This window comes from Fibrisoma limi BUZ 3, assembly GCF_000296815.2.
GTDB classification, from domain to species: Bacteria; Bacteroidota; Bacteroidia; order Cytophagales; family Spirosomataceae; genus Fibrisoma; species Fibrisoma limi.
In genome coordinates, this window is the sequence record NZ_CAIT01000004.1 from 984685 (window position 1) to 1006040 (window position 21356).

The 21356-nt window shown below is 55.7% G+C and carries 16 protein-coding genes; 11 read left to right on the plus strand and 5 right to left on the minus strand.

What is annotated here, in order from left to right; all coding sequences use genetic code 11:
* Positions 1-43: 43 nt before the first annotated feature.
* From BN8_RS04450 to trmD, 9 genes are all read left to right on the plus strand, one after another.
* Complete coding sequence (locus BN8_RS04450; protein WP_009280612.1) at positions 44-1375, plus strand: c-type cytochrome; 1332 nt, start codon at positions 44-46, stop codon at positions 1373-1375.
* 10 nt (positions 1376-1385) lie between these two features.
* A complete protein-coding gene (locus BN8_RS04455) occupies positions 1386-4790 on the plus strand; it encodes a VCBS repeat-containing protein (protein WP_009280613.1) in 3405 nt (1134 codons plus the stop codon).
* A complete protein-coding gene (locus BN8_RS04460) occupies positions 4787-6127 on the plus strand; it encodes a vanadium-dependent haloperoxidase (RefSeq protein ID WP_009280614.1) in 1341 nt (446 codons plus the stop codon). The genes BN8_RS04455 and BN8_RS04460 overlap by 4 nt, the downstream gene beginning before the upstream one ends.
* Before the next feature lie 132 nt (positions 6128-6259).
* On the plus strand, positions 6260-7915 hold the full coding sequence (locus BN8_RS04465) for a beta-N-acetylhexosaminidase (RefSeq protein WP_009280615.1): 1656 nt from the start codon (positions 6260-6262) through the stop codon (positions 7913-7915).
* Positions 7916-7935: 20 nt separating this feature from the next.
* Positions 7936-10467, plus strand: coding sequence for a carboxylesterase family protein (locus tag BN8_RS04470; RefSeq protein ID WP_040005444.1), 2532 nt, complete (start codon positions 7936-7938; stop codon positions 10465-10467).
* Positions 10468-10709: 242 nt separating this feature from the next.
* Entirely contained in the window at positions 10710-11888 is a 1179-nt protein-coding gene (locus BN8_RS04475) for a glycoside hydrolase family 18 protein (protein ID WP_040005319.1), read from the plus strand.
* A gap of 127 nt (positions 11889-12015) precedes the next feature.
* Entirely contained in the window at positions 12016-12579 is a 564-nt protein-coding gene (locus tag BN8_RS04480; protein ID WP_009280618.1) for a 30S ribosomal protein S16, read from the plus strand.
* Between the two features lie 108 nt (positions 12580-12687).
* Complete coding sequence (rimM, locus tag BN8_RS04485; protein ID WP_009280619.1) at positions 12688-13275, plus strand: ribosome maturation factor RimM; 588 nt, start codon at positions 12688-12690, stop codon at positions 13273-13275.
* Entirely contained in the window at positions 13265-13939 is a 675-nt protein-coding gene (trmD, locus tag BN8_RS04490) for a tRNA (guanosine(37)-N1)-methyltransferase TrmD (protein WP_009280620.1), read from the plus strand. Before rimM ends, trmD begins: the two co-directional genes overlap by 11 nt.
* A 6-nt stretch (positions 13940-13945) precedes the next feature.
* On the opposite strand, the gene BN8_RS04495 is transcribed toward trmD, so the two are convergent.
* The 3 genes from BN8_RS04495 to BN8_RS04505 form a co-directional block, all read right to left on the minus strand.
* Entirely contained in the window at positions 13946-16141 is a 2196-nt protein-coding gene (locus tag BN8_RS04495) for a transglycosylase domain-containing protein (protein WP_009280621.1), read from the minus strand.
* 117 nt (positions 16142-16258) lie between these two features.
* A complete protein-coding gene (locus tag BN8_RS04500) occupies positions 16259-16711 on the minus strand; it encodes a GNAT family N-acetyltransferase (RefSeq protein WP_009280622.1) in 453 nt (150 codons plus the stop codon).
* A 110-nt stretch (positions 16712-16821) separates the two neighbouring features.
* Positions 16822-17604: an MBL fold metallo-hydrolase gene (locus BN8_RS04505; protein ID WP_009280623.1), complete on the minus strand. Its 783-nt coding sequence runs from the start codon at positions 17602-17604 to the stop codon at positions 16822-16824.
* A 333-nt stretch (positions 17605-17937) separates the two neighbouring features.
* Here BN8_RS04505 and BN8_RS04510 point away from each other — a divergent pair, with 333 nt between their 5' ends.
* The gene (locus tag BN8_RS04510) at positions 17938-18378 is read left to right on the plus strand and encodes a hypothetical protein (protein ID WP_009280624.1); all 441 of its coding nucleotides are present in this window, start codon (positions 17938-17940) and stop codon (positions 18376-18378) included.
* Positions 18379-18382: 4 nt separating this feature from the next.
* On the opposite strand, the gene BN8_RS04515 is transcribed toward BN8_RS04510, so the two are convergent.
* Complete coding sequence (locus BN8_RS04515; protein ID WP_040005320.1) at positions 18383-19408, minus strand: RluA family pseudouridine synthase; 1026 nt, start codon at positions 19406-19408, stop codon at positions 18383-18385.
* Positions 19409-19453: 45 nt separating this feature from the next.
* On the opposite strand from BN8_RS04515, the gene BN8_RS04520 reads away from it, so the two are divergent.
* Positions 19454-20401, plus strand: a complete 948-nt coding sequence (locus tag BN8_RS04520) for a 1-aminocyclopropane-1-carboxylate deaminase/D-cysteine desulfhydrase (protein WP_009280626.1) — start codon at positions 19454-19456, stop codon at positions 20399-20401.
* Here the strand turns inward: BN8_RS04520 and BN8_RS04525 are convergent.
* Positions 20398-21348 (minus strand): L-threonylcarbamoyladenylate synthase, encoded by a 951-nt coding sequence (locus tag BN8_RS04525; RefSeq protein ID WP_009280627.1) that lies wholly within the window; start codon positions 21346-21348, stop codon positions 20398-20400. The genes BN8_RS04520 and BN8_RS04525 overlap by 4 nt on opposite strands.
* Between the last annotated feature and the right edge of the window lie 8 nt (positions 21349-21356).

Sequence of the window (21356 nt, forward strand, 5' to 3'; positions counted from 1 at the left end):
TGCCAACCCGCCGACGTCGGCGGGTTGGTTGTTTTAGCTTTTTATGAAACAGGTGTTGGTTGGTAAACTGGTTGGATTTCTGGCCCTGCTGTGGGCGCCGACTGCGTTTGCCCAGAAACAAACGTTTTATCAGGACATCCAGCCGCTGATTCACGCCAAGTGTGCCGTATGTCACCGGCCGGGCGAAGCGACTCCGTTCTCACTTATCACGTACGAGGACGTAACCAAGCGGGCTACATTCATCAAAAAAGTAATCAACGCGGGCTATATGCCACCCTGGCGGGCCGACGATCACTACGTGGCCTTTGCCAATAAGCGCAGCCTGACGGCCGATCAGATCAGCGCCATCACAAACTGGATCGATGCGGGGTTGCCGAAGGGTAAAGTCCGCAAGGAAGCTGAAGAGCAACTCCTGGCCCGGGTTCAGGCAGGTACGGGCTATACCCGTCAACCAGATCTGACGCTGAAGGTAAGCAAGCCGTTTCTGCACCGGGGCGACGGAACCGAGCGGTTTATGGTATTTAAGATACCCTTCGAACTGGCTCAGGAGGCCAACATCGAAGCGCTGGAATTTACGTCGACCAACAAGAAAGTCATTCACCACGCCAACTTCGCCATTCACCAGGTGGATGACCCGGCCATTTCGCTGACGAACACCATTGAGCAGGTGGACCTGAACGCTGAAGATGCCTGGCACTATCAGGAGTGGCTGCCCTACAAGAAAAAGATGACGTACTACGGCGGCTGGATTCCGGGGGCGTCGGTCGAAACGTACCCGAAAGACATGGGCTGGGTCATGCCCAAACGGGGTGTCGTGCTCCTGACCGTGCATTTTGGTCCGGCCGGTAAAGACGAAGAGACAATCAACGGCGTCAATTTCTTCTTCAAAAAGGAGCCGATCAAACGAGTCGTTAACGTCATTAGCCTGGGGTCGGGCGGTATCGGGCAGGAGGAGATCAAGCCGCCCCTCTTTCTGTTCGGGGGCGAGGTCAAGACCTGTAGCCTGAAGGTGGCGTACCAGAATAAGCCCATTACGTTGCTCTATGCCTGGCCGCATATGCACCAGATCGGGAAGGAGTTTACGGCCTTCGCGACGGTGCCTAACGCCGATACGCTGCCCCTGGTCCATATTCCCGACTGGGATTTTCGCTGGCAGGAACTGTATCGCTATCAGAAACCTGTCGTTTTGCCAACCGGCGCGACGGTGAACGTAGTCGGGACCTACGACAACACCGACGCGAACCCCATGAACCCGAACAAACCGGCCAAGCTTATTACGTCGGATGGACAGATGCGGAGTAATCAGGAGATGATGACGCTGATTCTGATTTACACCACCTACGAACCCGGCGATGAAAACCTGCGATTAGACTAACCTCGTCCGTATGATGCCTCGACTATCCGTTATCGTAGTGTCAATCCTGCTGGCCGTTCCAATCTGGTGGGCCATGCGACCGCCTGAAACCCCGCTGTTTACGCGGCTGTCGGCGGCAGAAACGGGCGTTGACTTTACGAACCGGATTGTCGAAACTGATTCGCTGCACATTTTTCGCTACGAATACCTGTACAACGGCAACGGCGTGGGCGTCGGTGATTTCGACGGCGACGGCAAGCCAGACCTGTTTTTCTCGGGCAATACGGTACCCCATAAGCTCTACGTCAACCGGTCGGAGACAAACGGAAAATGGCAGTTTACGGACGTAACGAAGCAGGCGGGCGTTAGCGGCAACGGCACCTGGGGCACGGGCGTCAGCGTAGTGGACATCAACGGCGACGGACGGCTGGACATTTACGTTTGCCACTCGGGTAAGTTCGGGGCCGATAAGCTGGTCAATGAACTATTCATCAATGAAGGCGTTCAGCGGCAGGATAATGGACCCGCTATTCCGCATTTCAGCGAACAGGCCCGGCAGTACGGCCTTGATCTGCCCGGTACGCAAACGACGCAGGCCGCCTTTCTCGACTACGACCGCGATGGGGATCTGGACGCGTTTATCCTGAATCACTCCAATCACACCTTCAACCCACTGCTGAATACCCGGAAGCTGCGGGCCACGCCAGACATGCGCTACGGCAACCGGCTCCTGCGAAACGACGGAGGGAAGTTTACCGACGTAACGCTGGCCGAAGGTATTCTAAACAACCCCATTAACTTTGGCCTGGGCGTCGGGGTGGCCGATGTGGACAACGACGGCTGGCCCGACCTCTACACAACCAGCGACTACACCGAGCAGGATTGCCTGTACCTGAATCAGCACGACGCGTTGGGTCGCCACACGGGCTTCAAAGAGTCGATCCGAACCAGCATGGCCCATACGTCCAAGTTTTCGATGGGTTGCGACATCGCTGACTACAACAACGATACGCTGCCCGATATTGTAACGCTGGACATGCTCCCGGCCGATAATCACCGGCAGAAAATGCTGAAAGGTCCTGATGAGTACGATGCCTACAAACTGCTGATCGACAGCGGCTACGTTCGGCAGCAAATGCGGAATATGCTCCAGCTAAATCAGGGCACCGATGCGCAGGGCGCGCTACGGTTCAGCGAAATCGGGCAACTGGCGGGCGTCTCGGCTACGGACTGGAGCTGGTCGGCCTTGCTGGCCGATTTTGACAACGACGGCTGGAAAGACTTATTTGTCTCAAACGGTTACCTGCGCGATTTCACGGATATGGATTTTATGAAGTATACCGTGGCCGACGCCAAACTGGAAGAAGCCGCTAAGGGTAACCTAAACTTCCAGACCCTCGATCTGGTCAAGAAAATGCCATCCAACCGGCTGTCCAGCTACGTATTTCGGAATAATCACGACTTAACCTTCAGCAACCAGTCGGCGGCCTGGGGGATCGAACAACCGGCCGTATCGGGGGCGGCTGCCTACGCTGATTTCGACGGCGACGGCGATCTGGACCTGGTTGTCTGCCACCAGAACGAGCCCGCATCGCTGTACCGGAACAACGCCGACCAGCAATCGGATGTGGCTCACTCGCTACGGGTACGGCTGGTAGGCGCGGGGGCAAACACCCAGGCACTGGGGGCGCGGGTCGTAGTTGAAACGGCTACCGGGCGGCAGCTACAAACCGTATCACCCACGCGGGGCTATCAGGCGTCGGTCGAAACAACCCTGCATTTTGGTCTGGGCCGCGAGACATCGATCAAGAGACTAACCGTTTACTGGCCTGATGGCAGGCAGACGCAGCAGCTAAATCCCTCCGTCGATCAGACATTGATGCACCGCCAAAGCGACGCGCAGTCGGCTTCCGCGGTGCCCCTCGCCAGAAGCGTAACGCCCTGGTTTCGGCCCCTGCCGATGGCGTCGATTCTGCCGTTCCAGCATCGGGAAAATGACTTCATCGATTTCAAGGTCGAGGTGCTGATTCCATACCAACTTTCGCGGCTGGGTCCGGCGTTGGCTGCGGGCGATGTTAACGGTGACGGCCGCGACGATCTGTATCTGGGCGGAGCCGTAGGGCAGTCCGGCGAGTTGTGGGTGCAGCAGGCTAACGGTACGTTTGTCCGCGGTCCGCAGCAACCTTGGCAGGCGGAAGCCGCCCATGAAGACGTGAACGCCCTATTTTTCGACGCTGACCGCGACGGCGATGTCGATCTGTACGTCGTTAGTGGGGGGAATGAATACGAAGCCGGTTCGCCTGAATACCAGGATCGGTTGTACCTGAACGACGGGCGGGGTGGATTTGGTCCGGCCGTCGCGGGGGCATTACCAACCATGCGCGACAGTAAGATGGCCGTGGCCGCGGCTGATGTAGACGGTGATGGCGACCAGGACCTGTTTGTTGGTGGGCGCGGTAAGGCAGGGTCGTTCCCCCTGCCGTCAGCCAGCTACCTGCTCCGCAACGATACGCCAGCCGGAGGTGCGGTACGTTTTACCGACGTAACGGAGGAAGTAGCCCCCGCTTGCCGACAAGCGGGTATGGTGCAGGCCGCTGCCTGGGCCGATCTCAACGGCGACAAACAGCCCGATCTGGTCCTGGCTGGCGACTGGATGCCCGTGCGGGTGTTTTACAACCAACGCGGTAAGCTGACCGATCAGACGAAGCAGGCGGGGCTAGGTCAGAGTAAAGGGATGTGGGCGTCGTTACGTCTGGCCGATGTTGATCAGGACGGCGATACGGACATTGTAGCGGGGAACGCGGGCCTGAACAACCCGTTTCGGGCCAGCCTGGCCGAACCTATGTCGGTCGTAGCCGGGGATATTGATCAGGACGGCGTACTTGATCCAGTCTGGGTGTACTACGTGCAGGGTAAAGCCTACCCGGCGGCTTCGCGTGATGAGTTGCTCGATCAGGTCGTGCCCCTGCGGAAGCGGTTCTCCCGCTACCATCAGTACGCCGATGCTACGGTCGAAACCATTTTCGGTGAGCAGGCGCTGGCGAACGCAACTACCGTTGAGGCCTTCGAACTGGCGTCGGGCGTGTTCGTAAATCAGGGGAATGGCCAGTTTTCATTTGCAGCCTTTCCGCTGGAAGCCCAGTTCTCGCGCGCGAGCAGTCTCCTGATCGACGACTGGGACGGCGATGGCAAATCGGACGTCTTGGTGGCGGGCAACTTTCATCCCTACCGGGTGCAGCACGGCCCCTGCGATGCCAGTTTTGGGGTTATTTTGCGGGGCGATGGCCGCGGCAAGTTCAGCGCGGTGGCACCCCGGCAGTCAGGTTTGTGGGCCGGAGGGGATGTACGGACGGGCGTTCAGCTACGTACCAGCTCCGGACGGAAGCGGGTTTTGTTCACCGTAAACGATGGTCCACTGATTGGGTTCGAACGATGAAGAACTGGATAGTCACTTGCTTAGCCATAGTTGGTCTGGTAGCTACCTCCGGTTGGGCGCAGCAGACGGCCGATACCGATGCATTTGAGCGGCAACTGTTCCATCGCGCGCATGACGCGTTGACGGAGGTTATCGTGGCCGACATCTTTTCGCCCCCCGTTGCCTCACGGATCTACGTCTACGCTCATGCGGCTGCCTACGAAACGCTGGTCTTGAGTCAGGGCGGGCCGTACCGGTCGGCGGCCGGACAATTACCAGGATTAACGCCACCCCCTTCGCTGACGCTGACCGGTGTGCATCCCGCGCTGGCCGCTACCGAAGCGTTGCTGGTGGTGGGGCGTAGTCTGGTTTTTTCGGAAAAACGGCTCGATGATCTGGCGGAGAAGCTCTGGCAGCAAGTCGGTAAGCAGGGATACGCGACTCAGACCATTACGGCTTCCCGGACCGTGGGTCGGCAAATGGCCAGCCACATTCTGGCCTGGGCTGCGGGCGATCAGTATAAGCAGACGCGCTCGCTCCGGCGTTATACTCCGCAAAAAAAACCGGGAGCCTGGTTGCCGACTCCGCCCGGCTACATGGCGGCCGTTGAACCGTACTGGCGACGTATTCGGCCATTAACGCTCGATTCGGCGGCTCAATACAAACTGGTTGCTCCCCCCGAGTTCGCCACCACGACCGACAGCCGGTTTTATCGATCAGCCCGTGAAGTACGTGATGTGGGCAACCAGCTTAGTCCGGAGCAGCGACTGATTGCCAACTACTGGGACTGCAATCCGTTCTACCTGAATACGCAGGGGCATATGAATTTTGCCAGTAAGAAACTGTCGCCGGGTGGTCATTGGCTGGCCATTGCCGGTCAGGTAGCGCGCCAGTCCGGGGCCGATCTGCTCAAAACCAGTACCGCTTATTTCCTGACGGCGGTGGCGCTGTTCGACGGTTTCATTGGCTGCTGGGATGATAAATACCGCTACAACGTGATCCGCCCCGAAACGTACATCAACGCCCACATTGATGAAAGCTGGAAACCGGTGTTGCAAACTCCCCCATTTCCGGAGTACCCCAGCGGTCATAGTGTTATCTCAACGGCCTCGGCAGTGGTACTGACTCATCTGTTTGGTCCGAACCGGGCGTTTACCGATAGTACAGAAGTACCGTATGGGCTACCGCCCCGACGATTTACGTCCTTTCACCAGGCTGCGGCCGAAGCTGCGGTCAGTCGGTTGTACGGCGGCATCCACTATCGCGAGGCCATCGAGAATGGTCAGAAACAGGGCCAGCAGGTAGGTAATCAGGTAGTACGTAAGCTGCAGTTGGTGGCTCTTCCTGCAAAGAAATGAATCGCTTTTAGCGACAACTTTCCCAATAATATTCTGAATCCGCAGCTTACGGGCAATAATCGTTTAGTTTTTAAAATTTTTTAGAAACTATTTTATAACTTATCCCCCTAAATGGTTTAAGCGATTTCCTTGATGAAAAAATTAATTATCCTCTGTTCTATTCTTGTACTGAGTCGAATTGTGCTGGCACAGTCAACAACGTACGCCATTTTACCTAAACCCAACAAATTAGCCGAAAAGACGGGGACGTTTACCTTGCCCAATACGGTAAAAATTTCAGTCGACGATGAGGCCGTCCGATTTATAGCCGACATGCTGGCCGGTCAGTTAGCGAAAGCCACGGGACGTACCCCGTCGGTCACGACCGGTAAGTCAGGCAAGGCTGCTATTCGGTTTGAATCCGCCAAGGGGGACAAATTAGGCGCAGAAGGGTACGCATTACGGGTTACTCCCAAACAGATTGTGATCTCGGCTGAGAAACCTCAGGGCTTTTTCTACGGGCTCCAGTCGCTGCTTCAGCTAATGCCGGCCGAGGTGTTCAGCCCAACGGCCGTCCGCAATGTTGTCTGGTCAGTACCTTGCTGCATTATCGAAGACCAGCCCCGCTACGCCTACCGCGGACTTCACCTGGACGTAGGGCGGCACTTCTTCCCGGTTAGCTTCGTCAAAAAATACATCGATCTGATTGCGCTTCACAAGCAGAATGTTTTTCACTGGCACCTGACCGAAGATCAGGGCTGGCGGATTGAGATCAAGAAATACCCTAAACTGACCGAGGTTGGGTCGCAGCGGAAACAGTCGATGATTGGCCGTTACGGCGAGAATCGCTATGACGGAACGCCTTATAGTGGGTTTTACACGCAGGACGAAGTGCGGGAAGTGGTTCGCTACGCGCAGGAACGGTTCGTTACGGTCATTCCCGAAATAGAGCTGCCGGGTCACTCGATGGCGATTCTGGCGGGCTATCCGGAGTTGGGTAGTAGTCCCGATAAAATCGTACCCGTCGCGACAAAGTGGGGTGTGTTTGACGACGTGCTGTTCCCCCGCGAGGAAACATTTACGTTTTTGCAGGATGTCCTGACGGAGGTAATGGATCTGTTCCCCAGCCAGTACATTCACATTGGGGGCGACGAGTGCCCGAAAACGCAGTGGAAACAAAGCCGGTTCTGCCAGGACCTGATGAAACGGGAAGGGCTGAAAGACGAGCACGAATTGCAGAGCTATTTCATCCGGCGCATCGACAAATTCATTACGTCCAAAGGCCGTAAGATGATCGGCTGGGACGAAATCCTGGAGGGGGGCCTGTCGCCGAACGCTACGGTCATGAGCTGGCGCGGTACCGAAGGCGGCATTGCGGCTGCCCGGCAGGGACACGACGCGATCATGACGCCCGGTGGGTTCTGCTATCTGGATCATTATCAGGCCGATCCAAAAACACAGCCAATCGCCATTGGTGGTTTTACAACCCTCGAAAAAACGTATGGGTATGAACCAACGCCCGACAGCCTGAATGCCGAGGAAGCCAAGCACATCATAGGTGTGCAGGGCAACGTCTGGACGGAATATATGCTGACGCCGGAATACGTTGAATACATGGTCTGGCCCCGTGCCATTGCGCTGGCCGAAGTTGGCTGGACTAATAAAGACCGGAAAAACGTAGATGAGTTCAAGCAACGGCTGGCGGTGCATCAGAAACGGCTCGACTTCCTGAACGTCAACTACTTCGGAGCGCCGATCAACAACAAATTTCAGTACCAGATGCCTACCCAGACGGCGTCGAAGAAATAACATCCATGAACGTACCGGTTATGAACAAACGAATTGCCAGTGCCTTACTCGGGCTCCTGCTCAGCGGTCAAACGCAGGCACAGACGACTCAACCTACCAGCACGTCGAGCGGCTACCAGTTTACAAAGGGCCTGGTGGCATTGACAGGAAGCCGCTACGGTCGGGAGGCTATTTATACCGATCCGCTGGCTTATCAACTTTACACAAAGACGCTGAAGCAGCCGGCAGAAGGGGCCGTGTTCGGGCGGAACGAACAAGGTGGAGAGGTTAAATGGTTGCCCGTTACCGCCGATAGCCTGAACCGGCTCCGGCTGCGGAGCAATGCGTTTCGGAACGGGGGCGCTCCGGCCGGGCCCGGCGTAACGCCCGGTAGCCTGCGGGGTGGCCTTGGTGGTGGGGGCGGCTATACGTATCTGACGTACCCATCGACGCGCGAGCAAGTGGCACTGCTGAATATCAAGGGGAACAGCAACGTGTACGTGAACGGCGAACTGCACATGGGCGATGCCTACAGCATGGGGTACCTGCACATCCCGATTCAGCTTAAAAAAGGACTCAACGAATTCTACGTGCGCGGCATTTCCGTAACGGCCAATCTGGAATTTCCCACCAGGTCGGTTCTGCTACGTACCGACGATCCGACCCTGCCGAGTATCCGGCTCGGTGAGTCGAATACGTCGTTGCGGGGTGCTGTAGTCGTTATCAATACGTCCAACGCCCCGCTGACGGGTCTGCAACTGAAAAGCAGTCTGGCGGGTAAAGAGCAGTCGACTACGTTACCCACCATACCGGCCATGTCGAGCCGCAAAGTGACCTTCGACTTCGACGGCAGTGGCGTAACGGCCAAAGGACCCCAATCCTGCCGCCTGAGCCTTACGCAGAAAGGTAAAGTGCTGGACGAAAGCACCGTATCAATCGACGCGGCTGCTCCCGGAGCTTCGTATAGTCAGACGTTTATCAGCCAGATCGACGGGAGCTTGCAGTATTATGCCGTAACGCCCCAATCGGCTACCGGCGCGGGACGGTCAGCTCTATTCCTGTCCGTACACGGAGCCGGGGTTGAAGCCACCGGGCAGGCGCGGGCCTATAAACCTAAAGACTGGGGGAACCTGGTAGCCGCTACGAACCGCCGGCCGCGTGGCTTCAACTGGGAAGACTGGGGGCGTCTGGATGCGCTTGAAGTACTGGCGCTGGCCAAACAGCAGTTCAAACCCGATCCTCGGCAAATCTACCTGACCGGCCACTCGATGGGCGGCCACGGTACCTGGTTCCTGGGCGCTACGTACCCCGATAAATGGGCGGCTATTGCCCCCTGCGCGGGGTATCCGACGCTGAAAGAATACGGTTCGGCGGACGGGGTCATCCCGGACGGAAGCAGCAATCCGCTGGAGCAGGTGTTGCTGCGGGCTGCCAACCAGAGCGACGTACTGAAACTGACTACTAACTACAAGCCGCTGGGCGTGTACGTTTTCCACGGGGATGCCGACCGGACCGTACCCGTCACCTACGCCCGCCAGATGCGCAAGCTGTTAGGGGAAACGCAGCCGGATTTGAGCTACTACGAGTATCCCGGTGGCAGTCACTGGTTCGGCGACCATAGCGTCGACTGGAAGCCCCTGTTCGAGTTTTTCAAGTGGCACCAGTTACCGGTCGATTCAACGGTGAATACCATTGACTTTACCACGGCGAATCCCGGTATTTCCTCATCGTATCGCTGGGCGTCGATTGAACAGCAGGTGCAGCCGCTGGACTACAGCCGGATCCAACTCAACCGGAGCCGTCAGGGAATCACCGGCACAACGACGAACGTAGCGGTGCTGAAACTGGCCCTCAACGAATTTGGGGCAAAGGCATCGGTAAAAATTACGTTGGATGGCCAGCCTGCTATTGAGCACACGACAGCCACTGCCAGCGATACATTGGTGCTGCGCCGGGAGGGCGATCGCTGGAGCCCGACGGGTCGGCTTGATCTGGCGCAGAAAGGCCCACACCGCAATGGAACGTTTAAGGACGCCTTCAACAACCGGATGGTGTTTGTATACGGTACGACCGGTACGGCAGAAGAGAACGCCTGGGCATACAACAAAGCTCGCTTTGACGCCGAAACCTGGTATTACCGGGGCAACGGCGCGGTCGACATTGTCGCTGACAAGGCTTTTGATCCGGCCCGCTATGCCAACCGGGGCGTTATTCTGTACGGTAATCAGACGACCAACCGGGCCTGGAATGCCCTATTGGCCAACTGCCCCATTCAGGTGAGCCGCGGGCAGTTGACGGTAGGTAGCCAGCGTTATACGGGCGATGGGCTAGGGACGTACTTTGTGTGGCCACGTCAGGATAGCCCCGTTGCGTCGGTAGCTGTTGTTGCCGGTACGGGTATGCCCGGTTTACAAGCCGCGAACGCTAACCAGTATTTTGCGGGCGCCAGCGGTTTCCCGGATTATATGGTGTTCGACATCAGCATGCTTACCGATGGGGCTAAAGGCATCAAAACGGCCGGTTTCTTCGACAACAACTGGTCGCTGCCAAGCCAGACAATGGCGAAGCAGTAGGGGTGACTTTGTTAGCCCAGGTTTGGGTTGTCATCCTGAGGTACGAAGGATCTTTGGTAGAGGCTGTAAAAAGTGACAGGCTGTAACATCACCAGCGACCAGAGATTCTTCCTGTCGTCAGGATGACAAAACCTGTCGTCAGGCCAACCAACAACGCTCAATATCCCACAGACCACACCCGCTCCACACCTCAGGACAAACGTCTGTTCGTAAACAAGGCTTCGTATACAACTCGCAATTTCATGAAAAAGCCCCACGCATTCTACACGTTCTTAATACTGGTTGCTCTGCTCGTCAGCGGAGGTGTTGCCGGGCAGGCTCAGTCCGCTCGCCCGTACGTCGTTATTGGGTACGTAACGGACAAAGGCTGGACGAAACAACAGATTGATCCGTTCAAACTAACGCATATCAATTACGCCTTTGCGGTACCCGCTCAAAACGGCGAACTGGCGGCCATTACCCCGCGGGATTCGGCTAACATGGCCATTCTGACTTCGCTCCGATCTGTTAATAAAAACCTGAAGGTGCTGATCTCCGTAGGGGGCTGGGGTGGCTGTAAATACTTTTCCGACGCGGCCCTGACGGACGAATCTCGTCGGAAGTTTGCCAATAGCGCCGTTGCCTTCCTGAAAAAACACAAGCTCGACGGCGTAGACATTGACTGGGAATACCCGGCTCAGGTAGGAGCAGGGAATATTTATCGACCCGAGGACAAAGAGAATTTCACCCTGTTCCTGAAAGCCATCCGTGACCGACTCGACGAACAGGGGCGGCAGGATAACCGAACCGGTCAGAACCATTACCTGCTGACGGCAGCTACGGGGGGCGATACGGCCTTTGTCAATCATACCAATCTGGGCGAAGCGCAGCAGTACCTTGACTACGTCAACATTATGACGTACGACCTCTACCACGGCAATGACAAGGTGACGGGGCACCACAGCCCGCTGGACCAGTCGAAAAAAGGGGATCAGTCGCGCAACAGTTCCATGTCGGCGGTCGATGGCCACATTCGGGCGGGCGTTCCCGTGGAGAAGATCGTGCTGGGTATTCCGTTCTACGGCCGTGGCTGGGCCGACGTGAAGCCGGTCGACAATGGCCTGTTCCAGCCCGCAACGGGAAAACATTCGTTTCTCAGCTACGACGAACTGGTAGCCAAGTATATCAACAAGAACGGCTTTGTTCGGTACTGGGATGCCGATGCCAAAGCCCCGTACCTGTGGAACCCGACGTCGCGAACGTTTATTTCCTACGCCGATGCGGAGTCCTTCGGGCCGAAGGTAGACTACGTCAAACAGAAAGGGTTGGCCGGGGTCATGTTCTGGGAGTACATCTACGACCTACAGCAGAAAAACGTATTGCTAAACAAGCTGGTTGATGGACTGAAAGAACCTTCCTCCAGATCAGGTGCTGGAAGGTAGGCGGGCTAACCAGAAGGACTACAAAGAAACTCGGCAGGCAAGGCTCACTAATACAATATTTTTTCGTACCTTTGCGGCCACGTTTTACCGGAGGGATGCGTCCCTCATCAAAAACAAGCAAGCAAAAATGGCTGTTAAAATTCGTTTAGCGCGTCGTGGACGCAAGAAGATGGCGATGTACGACATCGTTGTGGCCGAAGCCCGGTCACCCCGCGATGGCCGGTTTATCGAAAAAATCGGTACGTACAACCCCAACACCGACCCATCGACGGTTGTCTTGAAATCAGAGCGGGCCGTTCATTGGCTCATGGTTGGTGCTGAACCGACCGATACCGCTCGGTCAATTCTGTCGCACGAGGGAATTATGTTGCGTAAGCACCTGCAGGTAGGCGTTAATAAAGGCGCTATCACCCAGGAGCAGGCCGACGAAAAATTCGATACCTGGAAGCAGGACAAAGAAGGCCGTATCACTGGGGCTGCTGATGTTAAACAACAGCAGATACAACAGGATCGGGAGGCTCGCCTGGAAGCAGAGCGTAAGGTAAACGAAGCTCGCGCCGAGGCTATCGCCAAGAAAAACAAGGTGGAAGAACCAGTTGCTGAAGCTGCACCTGCCGAAGAAGGAGCAGCCGAAGAAACGCCGGCCGCAACGGAAGAATCAACCCCAACGGATACAGCCGCTGCGGAATAAATCGACCGAAGAATGTGTTATGAATGAGCCTGTTCAGTTGAGCAGGCTCTTTTTGTAAATACGACGGCAGCGGTGGCAACGCCCTGCCGCCCAAAGTCTGAATAAACTGTGACGAAAGACGATTGCTATCAGGTAGGCCACATTACCAAGACGCACGGTGTCAACGGGGAACTGGTCATTTTTCTGGACGTCGATGAGCCGTCGGATTATGCCGACCTGGACTCCATTCTGCTCGACGTCAAAGGCGAACTTTTGCCTTATTTTATTGAGTCCATTGCGATTGTGAAAGGAAGCCGTGCGATTGTTGCCTTCGAGGATGTGGACACAATTGAGCAGGCCGAACGACTCATCAACTGTGGCGTGTATCTGCCGCTCGATAATCTGGAGCCTATCGAGGACGAAGATCGGTTTTACTTTCATGAGATTGTGGGGTACCGCGTTGTCGATAGCCGCGAGGGAGAACTGGGCATTGTCAGGGGGGTGTATGCCATGAACGCCCAGGACCTGATTGCCATGGATTATCAGCAGAAAGAGGTGCTGATTCCTATCAACAGCGACATTGTACACACCATCGATCGGGCTAACAAGCGCCTGAACGTAGCGCTGCCTGATGGGCTGCTGGCTATCTACCTCGAAGACGATACCACGACTAAAGCCGAAACCAACGGCGACCGGGACGATACCGATGAGGATTGATATTATTACGTGTCTGCCCCGGTTACTGGACAGCTTCTTCGCCCATTCCATCCTGCAGCGAGCGCAACAGGGCGGTTTTGTGGAGGTAGTCACGCACGACCTCCGCGATTATTCGACGGACAAGCACCGGCGTGTCGACGATTATGCCTTTGGTGGGGGAGCGGGTATGGTCATGCAGATTGAGCCGATTGCCCGCTGTATTAGGGGGTTACAGGCCGAGCGGGACTACGATGACGTTATCTACATGACGCCCGACGGCGAACGCCTGAGCCAGAAGACCGCTAATTCCCTGTCGCTGAAGCAAAATCTGATTATTCTCTGCGGCCACTACAAAGGGGTTGATGAACGGGTGCGTGAGCATTTCGTGACCAAAGAAATCAGCATTGGCGACTACGTATTGTCGGGTGGGGAACTGGCTGCTGCGGTCCTGTCGGATGCCATCATCCGGCTCTTGCCGGGCGTACTGAACGACGAGACCTCGGCCCTGACCGACTCGTTTCAGGACAACCTGCTGGCTCCGCCCGTTTATACTCGACCGGCGGAGTTTGAAGGCTGGAAAGTACCCGACATTCTGCTGTCGGGTCACGAAGCTAAAATTGACGAGTGGCGGCATGAGCAGGCCCTGGCCCGAACCCAGGCCCGCCGTCCCGATCTGCTGGAATAGACGAGGTTAACTCCCCTCACTCTCCTGTTGAGTCTGGTCCCTGAGCTCGCGCTCCCGGCGCTTGCGTTCCCGCCGTTCCTGCCGGAGCTGCCGGCGGGTTTTGACCGTATCGGTTGGGGCAGCAACGGGATCGCCTGAATTGCCGCGCTCGGGTTGAACCGTTGGCCGATCCGGTTCATTCCGTTGATCATCGCGGTTGCCGTTGAACAGGTCGCGCAGGAAATTATTGAAGTCGCTGCCATCGTCGGGCTCCGTCATCAGGCTGTCGCTCTGGAACAGTGAATCCGGCGGAGCCACCTCCCGGCGCAGCCCCTCCCGCAGTCGGACACCATAGAATCCGTAGGCACCGCTATCCGGCTCGGTCAGTCCGCGCCGGGCCATAATCCGGCCGATGATGCGGAAATAACCCCGTACGTTGCGACTTTGCAGTGTGCCGTCGGGGTTAAACCAGTTCAGGGCTCGTTTGGGGCTTGGAATTACAAAGGCCAGAAAGATACTTTCGCCCAACGACAGGTCCGAGGGCGACTTGGCGAAGTAATACCGGGCCGCTTCGTTAATGCCGTAGATATTACGACCCCACTCAATGATGTTGAGGTATACCTCATACATCCGTTCTTTGGGAATCAGCCGCTCGTTTTCGATCAGCCACACAATCAGAATCTCCTCGACCTTTCGCGACAGGGTTTTATTCCGGTTCAGAAAGGCGTTCTTGACGAGCTGCATCGAAACAGTGCTGGCTCCGCGTTTAAACGACTTTTCCTTGAAGTTGGTCGCAATCGAAACGCGGAACGCTTTCTCATTGAAGCCTTTGTGCGTGAAGAAGTTGTAGTCCTCCGACGTAAGCACGGCATTGCGCAGGTCGCGGGAGATGGCGTTTAACGGTGTAAAGTCCGGATTCTCCGGCCCAACCACAATATCACGGACAGGCTTGCCTTTTTCATAGGGGGTGTAAACGAACGGCTTGTTGATGGCTGTAAAATCGGTTTGCCCCATCTTCAGAATCCGGAAATTATCGGGTGTCAGGCTGGAGTTGAATTTAACCGAGTCGGGCAGCGATGCATCCAGTTGAAACGCCAGATCGTACTTCAGCTTGCCGGCTACCTTCATGCCTTCCAGCGACTCGAACAGCCCCTGGGGGAACGAATTGAACAGAGCCTGAGCATCGAGCGCACCCGTATGCAGTTGCAGTTCGTAGACCTTATTGGGCGACAGCGTGTACTTAACAAAGGGGTGGGCACTGACTTCGCCCAGATACAGGGTCGATGAGCTATCGATACCGACGTAGTTCTCGCCCACGAACAGGTTGGCGTCCATAGCCGCTTTAGCTACCACTACGTCCGTGCGAGCAATGGCCGGGTGGTTCAGGCGAAGGTTACGGACTGACCCTATTCCCTCCATCCGAAATTCACCGCCCGACCGGTCAACGTCGCGGAGTTCGGCCCGGAGTGTATCGGCCTGTAGTTTCAGGTTAAATTTCTTCTCGATGTACGGTAATTCGAGTGGCTTGTTGTCCGCGTACAGCGCCAGATCGTATTCGCGGTCGCCGGGGTCGGCGGTGCCCGTTACGTGCCATGTCGCCTGCCCGCCGTTAAGCAGGAGTGTCGACGAGACGTCTTCGTCGTCGATAAGGGCCGTTTGGGTCAGCAGTGAGATCGTATCTTTATTATCCTGTACCCGAAATTCCAGATTCTGGACGTTCAGATCGTCAGGAATTTTTGACAGCAGGTTATCAATCAGATTTTCGGCTACGTCCGAAAGATCGGCGCGCCGGCTGGAGGTGGTTTTGGTGGAGTCGCGCTGCCGACGGATCAGAAAATCGATATTTGTCAATGAATCGCGTCGAATTACCTGCACCAGGCCATTTTCGAGCGATAATCCGGCGAGGCTCACCTTCCCCAAAATCAGCGGCCAGAACCGGACACTGATCTCGGTTTTTCGGATGCGGGCCAGGGTATCGCGCTCAGCCGGAACGACTGAAACATTGGTAAATGCCAGCGATGAGAAGCCGGTAAAAGCCGCTGAGCCAATCCGGACATCGAGGTTATAATCACGTTTGGCTTTACGGATGGCCCGATCCAGGGCAACCTGTAATAAACTTTCGCGTTTGGAGTAAGCGATTCCCGCACCAATGCCGGCCAGTATAAAAAGACCCAGGAGGGTCCAGCCAACAATGCGAAGGGCTTTACGTTGACGATCCGTCATGCTAAAAAAATATTCCAGTACAAAGATAGGGTTCTTTAGGGAGAAAGGGAGGAGAGGAGTAAAGGAGAAAGGAGGGGAGACCGCCCTTTTCTTCCTTCTCTTCTCTTTCCTTCCTGCTTAAAAATCCAGGTGGCAGTTGGTCCAGCCGTCGTCGAAGCGGGTACCGAACTGTTGGTAAAATCCGATCGCAGGTGCGTTCCAGTCAAGCACCTGCCACATCATACCGGTACAATGGGTTTCGTGGGCGGTGTCAATAGTGGCGTCGAACAGCAGCTTGCCGATGCCGTAGCCCCGGTAGCTTTCAGTAACGATGATGTCTTCCAGGTAAAGCCGCTTGCCTTTCCAGGTCGAATACCGGAAGTAGTAAAGCGCCATACCAACAATTTGATTTGTATCGGAGTCTTCGGCTACCAGAAAACCAAACAGCGGATTGGTACCAAACCCATCGTCGGCCATTTGTTGGGCGGTATTCGTCACCTGATCGGCGGCTTTTTCGTAAACGGCTAACTCAGTTACCAGCGCAAAGGCCTGTGGAATATCGGCGCGTACACCAGGGCGGATACTGATCATAGAAGGAGTGATTTTGGGGGACGAAGGTATGGAATATAGTTTTAGTTACGTTGGATCAGCCGATGAGCCATGGTCGGCGAAAGTGCTTCAAAACGTTGACGGACCTGTGATCAGGCGATCTCCGGAACGGCACTGATCGTAAACACGGGCGTTTCCTCGGAACGGGACGCCACGATGATTTCGGTACCATCGCGGTGGGGCATGAACAGGTCTCTGGCTAGCTGAGGGCAGTTGTTCTCTTTCGAGAGGTGCGCCAACAGGACGTGGCTCATGAACGTCGGCTTGTGGGTTCGGAACAAAGCCAGAGCCTGCTGGTTGGACAGGTGCCCTTTTTCCCCGCTGATCCGGCGCTTGAGGTAATACGGGTACCGGCCATTTTCGAGCATGTCTTCATCATAGTTCGCTTCCAGGAAGGCAGCGTGGCACTGGCTGAAATGGTGAATGACTTGCTCACAGGCCATCCCGATATCAGTAAACACCCCTACTTTGGTCGAATCGTAGTCGATCACGAAGCTGTGCGGGTCGCTGGCATCGTGGAGTTTAGGAAATGCCGTGATGGTAATGCCGCCGATCGATACCGGCTGATTGCTCCGGAGCGGACGGAGGTCAAGACCGGATTGCTCCAGCCGTGATTGGCGAAGTGTTCGGGGGGTAATGAATATGGGTAACCGATGTTTCCTGGCAACCTGGGCGGCTCCGCTGATGTGATCGGTATGTTCGTGCGAAATAAAAATGGCTTTGACCTGCTGCAATGGCAAACCTAGCCGCTGCATGCGCTTTTCAGTCTGTCGGCAGGACAGTCCCGCATCGATCAGAACCGCTTCGTGAGTGTTCCCGACGTAGTAACAATTGCCGTTACTGCCGGAATTGAGTGAGGTAATAAAAAGTGGCATCGTTAAGCAAAGTAACGATTTTTTGGTAAACAAATGGTACCAGAACCAGGGATAAATCGGGGATTATGTACTGACTGGATGCATCCGGGCTCTTCTTGTACAGAACGGGGTGGTGTGGTGAGAAATCGATCGAGAAGGGCAGCAGTGGAGAAGGGGTTCATTAAGTAAAGTACTCGCTTACAACAGAATGGCCAGTCGATCGATGGAGTAGTCTGGTTGGTAGCCCAACAGCGACCACTTACGAAATATTGGCGCGTAAACGAAATCAAGCTACCGCCCCGCTTTACGAATTCCGTAAATTAGCCATTCGTTAAGCCAAACGCTTGTCCGGTTATGAAAGTAAAAGCTATTCTGTTTTTAGGAGTTGGTCTATTTGTGGCGACCTGCCGCCCTAAAGGATTAACTGCCGCCGATCGCTATGCAGGGTCCTGGGACTGCCAGGTATCCATTACGGAAACTAATGTTAAGAATCCACGCACGTATCGGAAGATCAGTCAGGTGGATATTTCCACAATTGATGACAATCGCGTACTTATTGTTTTACCTGATTCCTCAGGTCTGAGAATGGAAGCCGAGATTCGTACCGGCAATAACCTGGTAATTTCCAGACAGAAAGTGTATCTCTACTCTACTGGGCGTTACAATGGGGAGGTTTTTGTTGTTGGGCAGGGTTCCAATATGAACAATCGACTTTCGCTCAGTTATACGGCCATTGACGCTAATAATGAAATCGGGTTTGCGCAGTCGGCGCAGATGAGCGGCACCAAGCGCTAGTCGGCTACACCGTTACGTAGTTTCTCCATTTTTCCAGCACGGCCCGAAAGTCGTCGGGTAGTTCCGAATCAAACTGTAGCCACTGGCGGGTGCGGGGGTGTTCAAATCCCAGCGATTTGGCGTGGAGTGCCTGCCGGGGTAACAGCTTGAACGCATTATCGACGAACGATTTATAGCTGCCCACGGGGGTACCGCGCAGAATCCGGTCACCACCGTACATAGCGTCGCTGAACAGGGGGTGGCCAATGTGCTTCATGTGCGCCCGAATCTGGTGGGTTCGGCCGGTTTCCAGGTTACATTGCACGAGCGTCACGTACCGAAGGACTTCCAGCGTTTTGTAGTGCGTTACGGCCCACTTGCCCTTGCTCTCATCGTCGTAAATCGTCTGTACTTTCCGGTCCTTAACGCTACGGCCGATGTAACCGGTGATGGTTCCGGCAGGTGGTTCGGGTATTCCCCATACCAGTGCGTTATACGTCCGTTCGATGGTATGATCGTAAAATTGCCGGGCCAGGTGCGTCATGGCGTATTCCGTTTTGGCAATCACCATCAGACCAGACGTATCCTTGTCGATCCGGTGCACCAGCCCTGGTCGGGCTACGCCGTTCTGCGTGGTTGGCAGGTTCTGAAAATGATACACCAGTGCGTTGACGACCGTACCATTCCAGTTTCCATAAGCTGGGTGGACCACCATACCCGCGGGTTTGTTCAGAACCAGTAGCTCGTCGTCCTCGTAAATGATGTTGAGCGGAATGTTTTCCGGAACCAGGTCGGTTTCGCGGGGTGGATGTGGCAGCGATATCGTGATGACATCCAGTGGCTTAACCTTGTAGCTGGCTTTGGTCGGACGGTCGTTGATGCGGACGGATTCGGCGTCGATGGCGGCCTGGATCTTGGTGCGGGTGGCGTTGGGTAGCCGGTCCATCAGAAACCGATCCACGCGCAGCAGTCCCTGTCCTTTGTCGACCACGACGCGATGGTGTTCGTATAACTCGTCTTCTTCCGAAAATTCTTCTATCTCTTCAGCCACGGATTTCGCAGATTTACGCCGTTTTATCCCGCAAAAGTACGGATTATGGATGAATTGGAACGGCAACTGGCGGCTTTCGTCCGCGACTCCCCCTTACAGCGGCTCAACGAACCGTTCCCGGAGCCGCTGCCCATTCACCTCTATCTGAAGCGGGACGATCTGCTCCACCCCCTGGTGTCGGGGAACAAATGGCGTAAGCTGAAATACAACCTGCTCGAAGCCCGTCGACTGAAGGCTGATACGCTCGTGACCTTCGGTGGGGCGTTTTCAAATCACTTGTACGCGACGGCTGCGGCCGGGCAGGTGTTCGGATTCCGGACGGTTGGCATCATTCGCGGGGAAGAGTACACGCACCGCGATGCGCCCACGCTCGCCTTTTGTCGGCAGGCGGGAATGCAGGTATACGCCGTTAGCCGGACGATGTATCGCGAAATAACGATTCCTGAAAGGGCGTCAGATGCATCGGATTTTGTAACGGGCCTTACCAGGTTGTCGGCGGGGGTATACGTATTGCCGGAAGGGGGGACCAATGGCCTTGCCGTTCAGGGTACAGCCGAACTATTGCCCGAACTTAACGGGCAGTTGGGCCGAATGCCGGATTTCGTTTGCTGCCCCGTCGGGACGGGCGGCACCGTAGCCGGATTGGTCAGCACGGCTCCACCAGCGACTACCGTAGTCGGTTTTTCTGCGCTCAAGGGCGGTGGGTTTCTGAACGGGGAGGTAGACCGATTACTGGGATACAGCCCAGAGAATCTACGTATCCAGACGGAATACCCCTTCGGTGGGTACGCCAAAACGACTCCCGATCTGCTGGCTTTCATCCGGTTGTTTGAGCAGAAAACCGGCGTGCGGATCGAGCAGGTGTATACCGGAAAAATGCTGTTCGGATTGTATGATCTGGCCCGTAAAGGCTTCTTTCCAACCGGGTCATCGGTAGTGGCGGTGCATACGGGTGGTCTACAGGGGCGCAGTCCCGTGCTGGACACCTACTAACGAGTGGCGGCTCGTCGTAGCCGGTCATTGATGGCGCGGCCCAGCCCCTCATCGGGTAATAGCTGCGCGTAGATATGACTGACGGGTAGTTTATCGAGTGCCCGGAGGTAGCTGAACAGATGGCGGGCGGCTTCGTTCGGGTCGCCGGTAGGAGAGAGGACGTATTGATTCTGTAACGAAATGCCCTCAAACGGTGTCGTAAATACCAATGCACCACTTGCTGCGTCTGGTTTCGGTAGTTGGTCATCAGTTAGCAGCGTCAGGGGCTTGCGGGGGGCATAGTGGCTGCTCAGCATACCCGGTGCCTGTGGATTGGAGGTCGAATGGCTACGAACATTTACAGGTCCAATCACCGCTTCAATTGCTTCCAGAGCAATGCCGCCCAGCCGGAAGACAGTTGGCTGAGGCTCATCAAAACCAATAATCGTTGACTCCAGCCCCACCTGGCTAATGCCACCGTCCAGAATATACGGCACCTGATCCCCAAGCTGATCGGCTACGTGCTGAGCCGATGTGGGACTAATGTACCCGAATGGGTTGGCGCTCGGAGCCGCCAGCGGAAAGTCAAGCGAACGCAGCAGTTCAAGCGTAAGTGGATGGTTGGGTATCCGAATGGCCACCGTATCCAGACCGGATGTCGTGAGGTCGGGTACGATGTCTTTCTTGGGTAATAACAGGGTTAGTGGACCCGGCCAGAAGGCCTCAGCCAGTTGAAAAGCTGGCTCCGGAATGTGCTCAACCAGTCGGTCGAGTTTAGCCGGTGAGTCGATATGAACAATCAGGGGATCGAAAGCCGGCCGGTTTTTTACCTGAAAAATCGTCAGCACAGCATCCGGACTGAGGGCGTTGGCAGCTAATCCGTAGACGGTTTCGGTGGGGATACCAACCACCTGATTTTGCTCCAGTAGTTGCCTGGCAGCCTGAATGTCCTGACCAATTTGTGTCATGGCGCAAA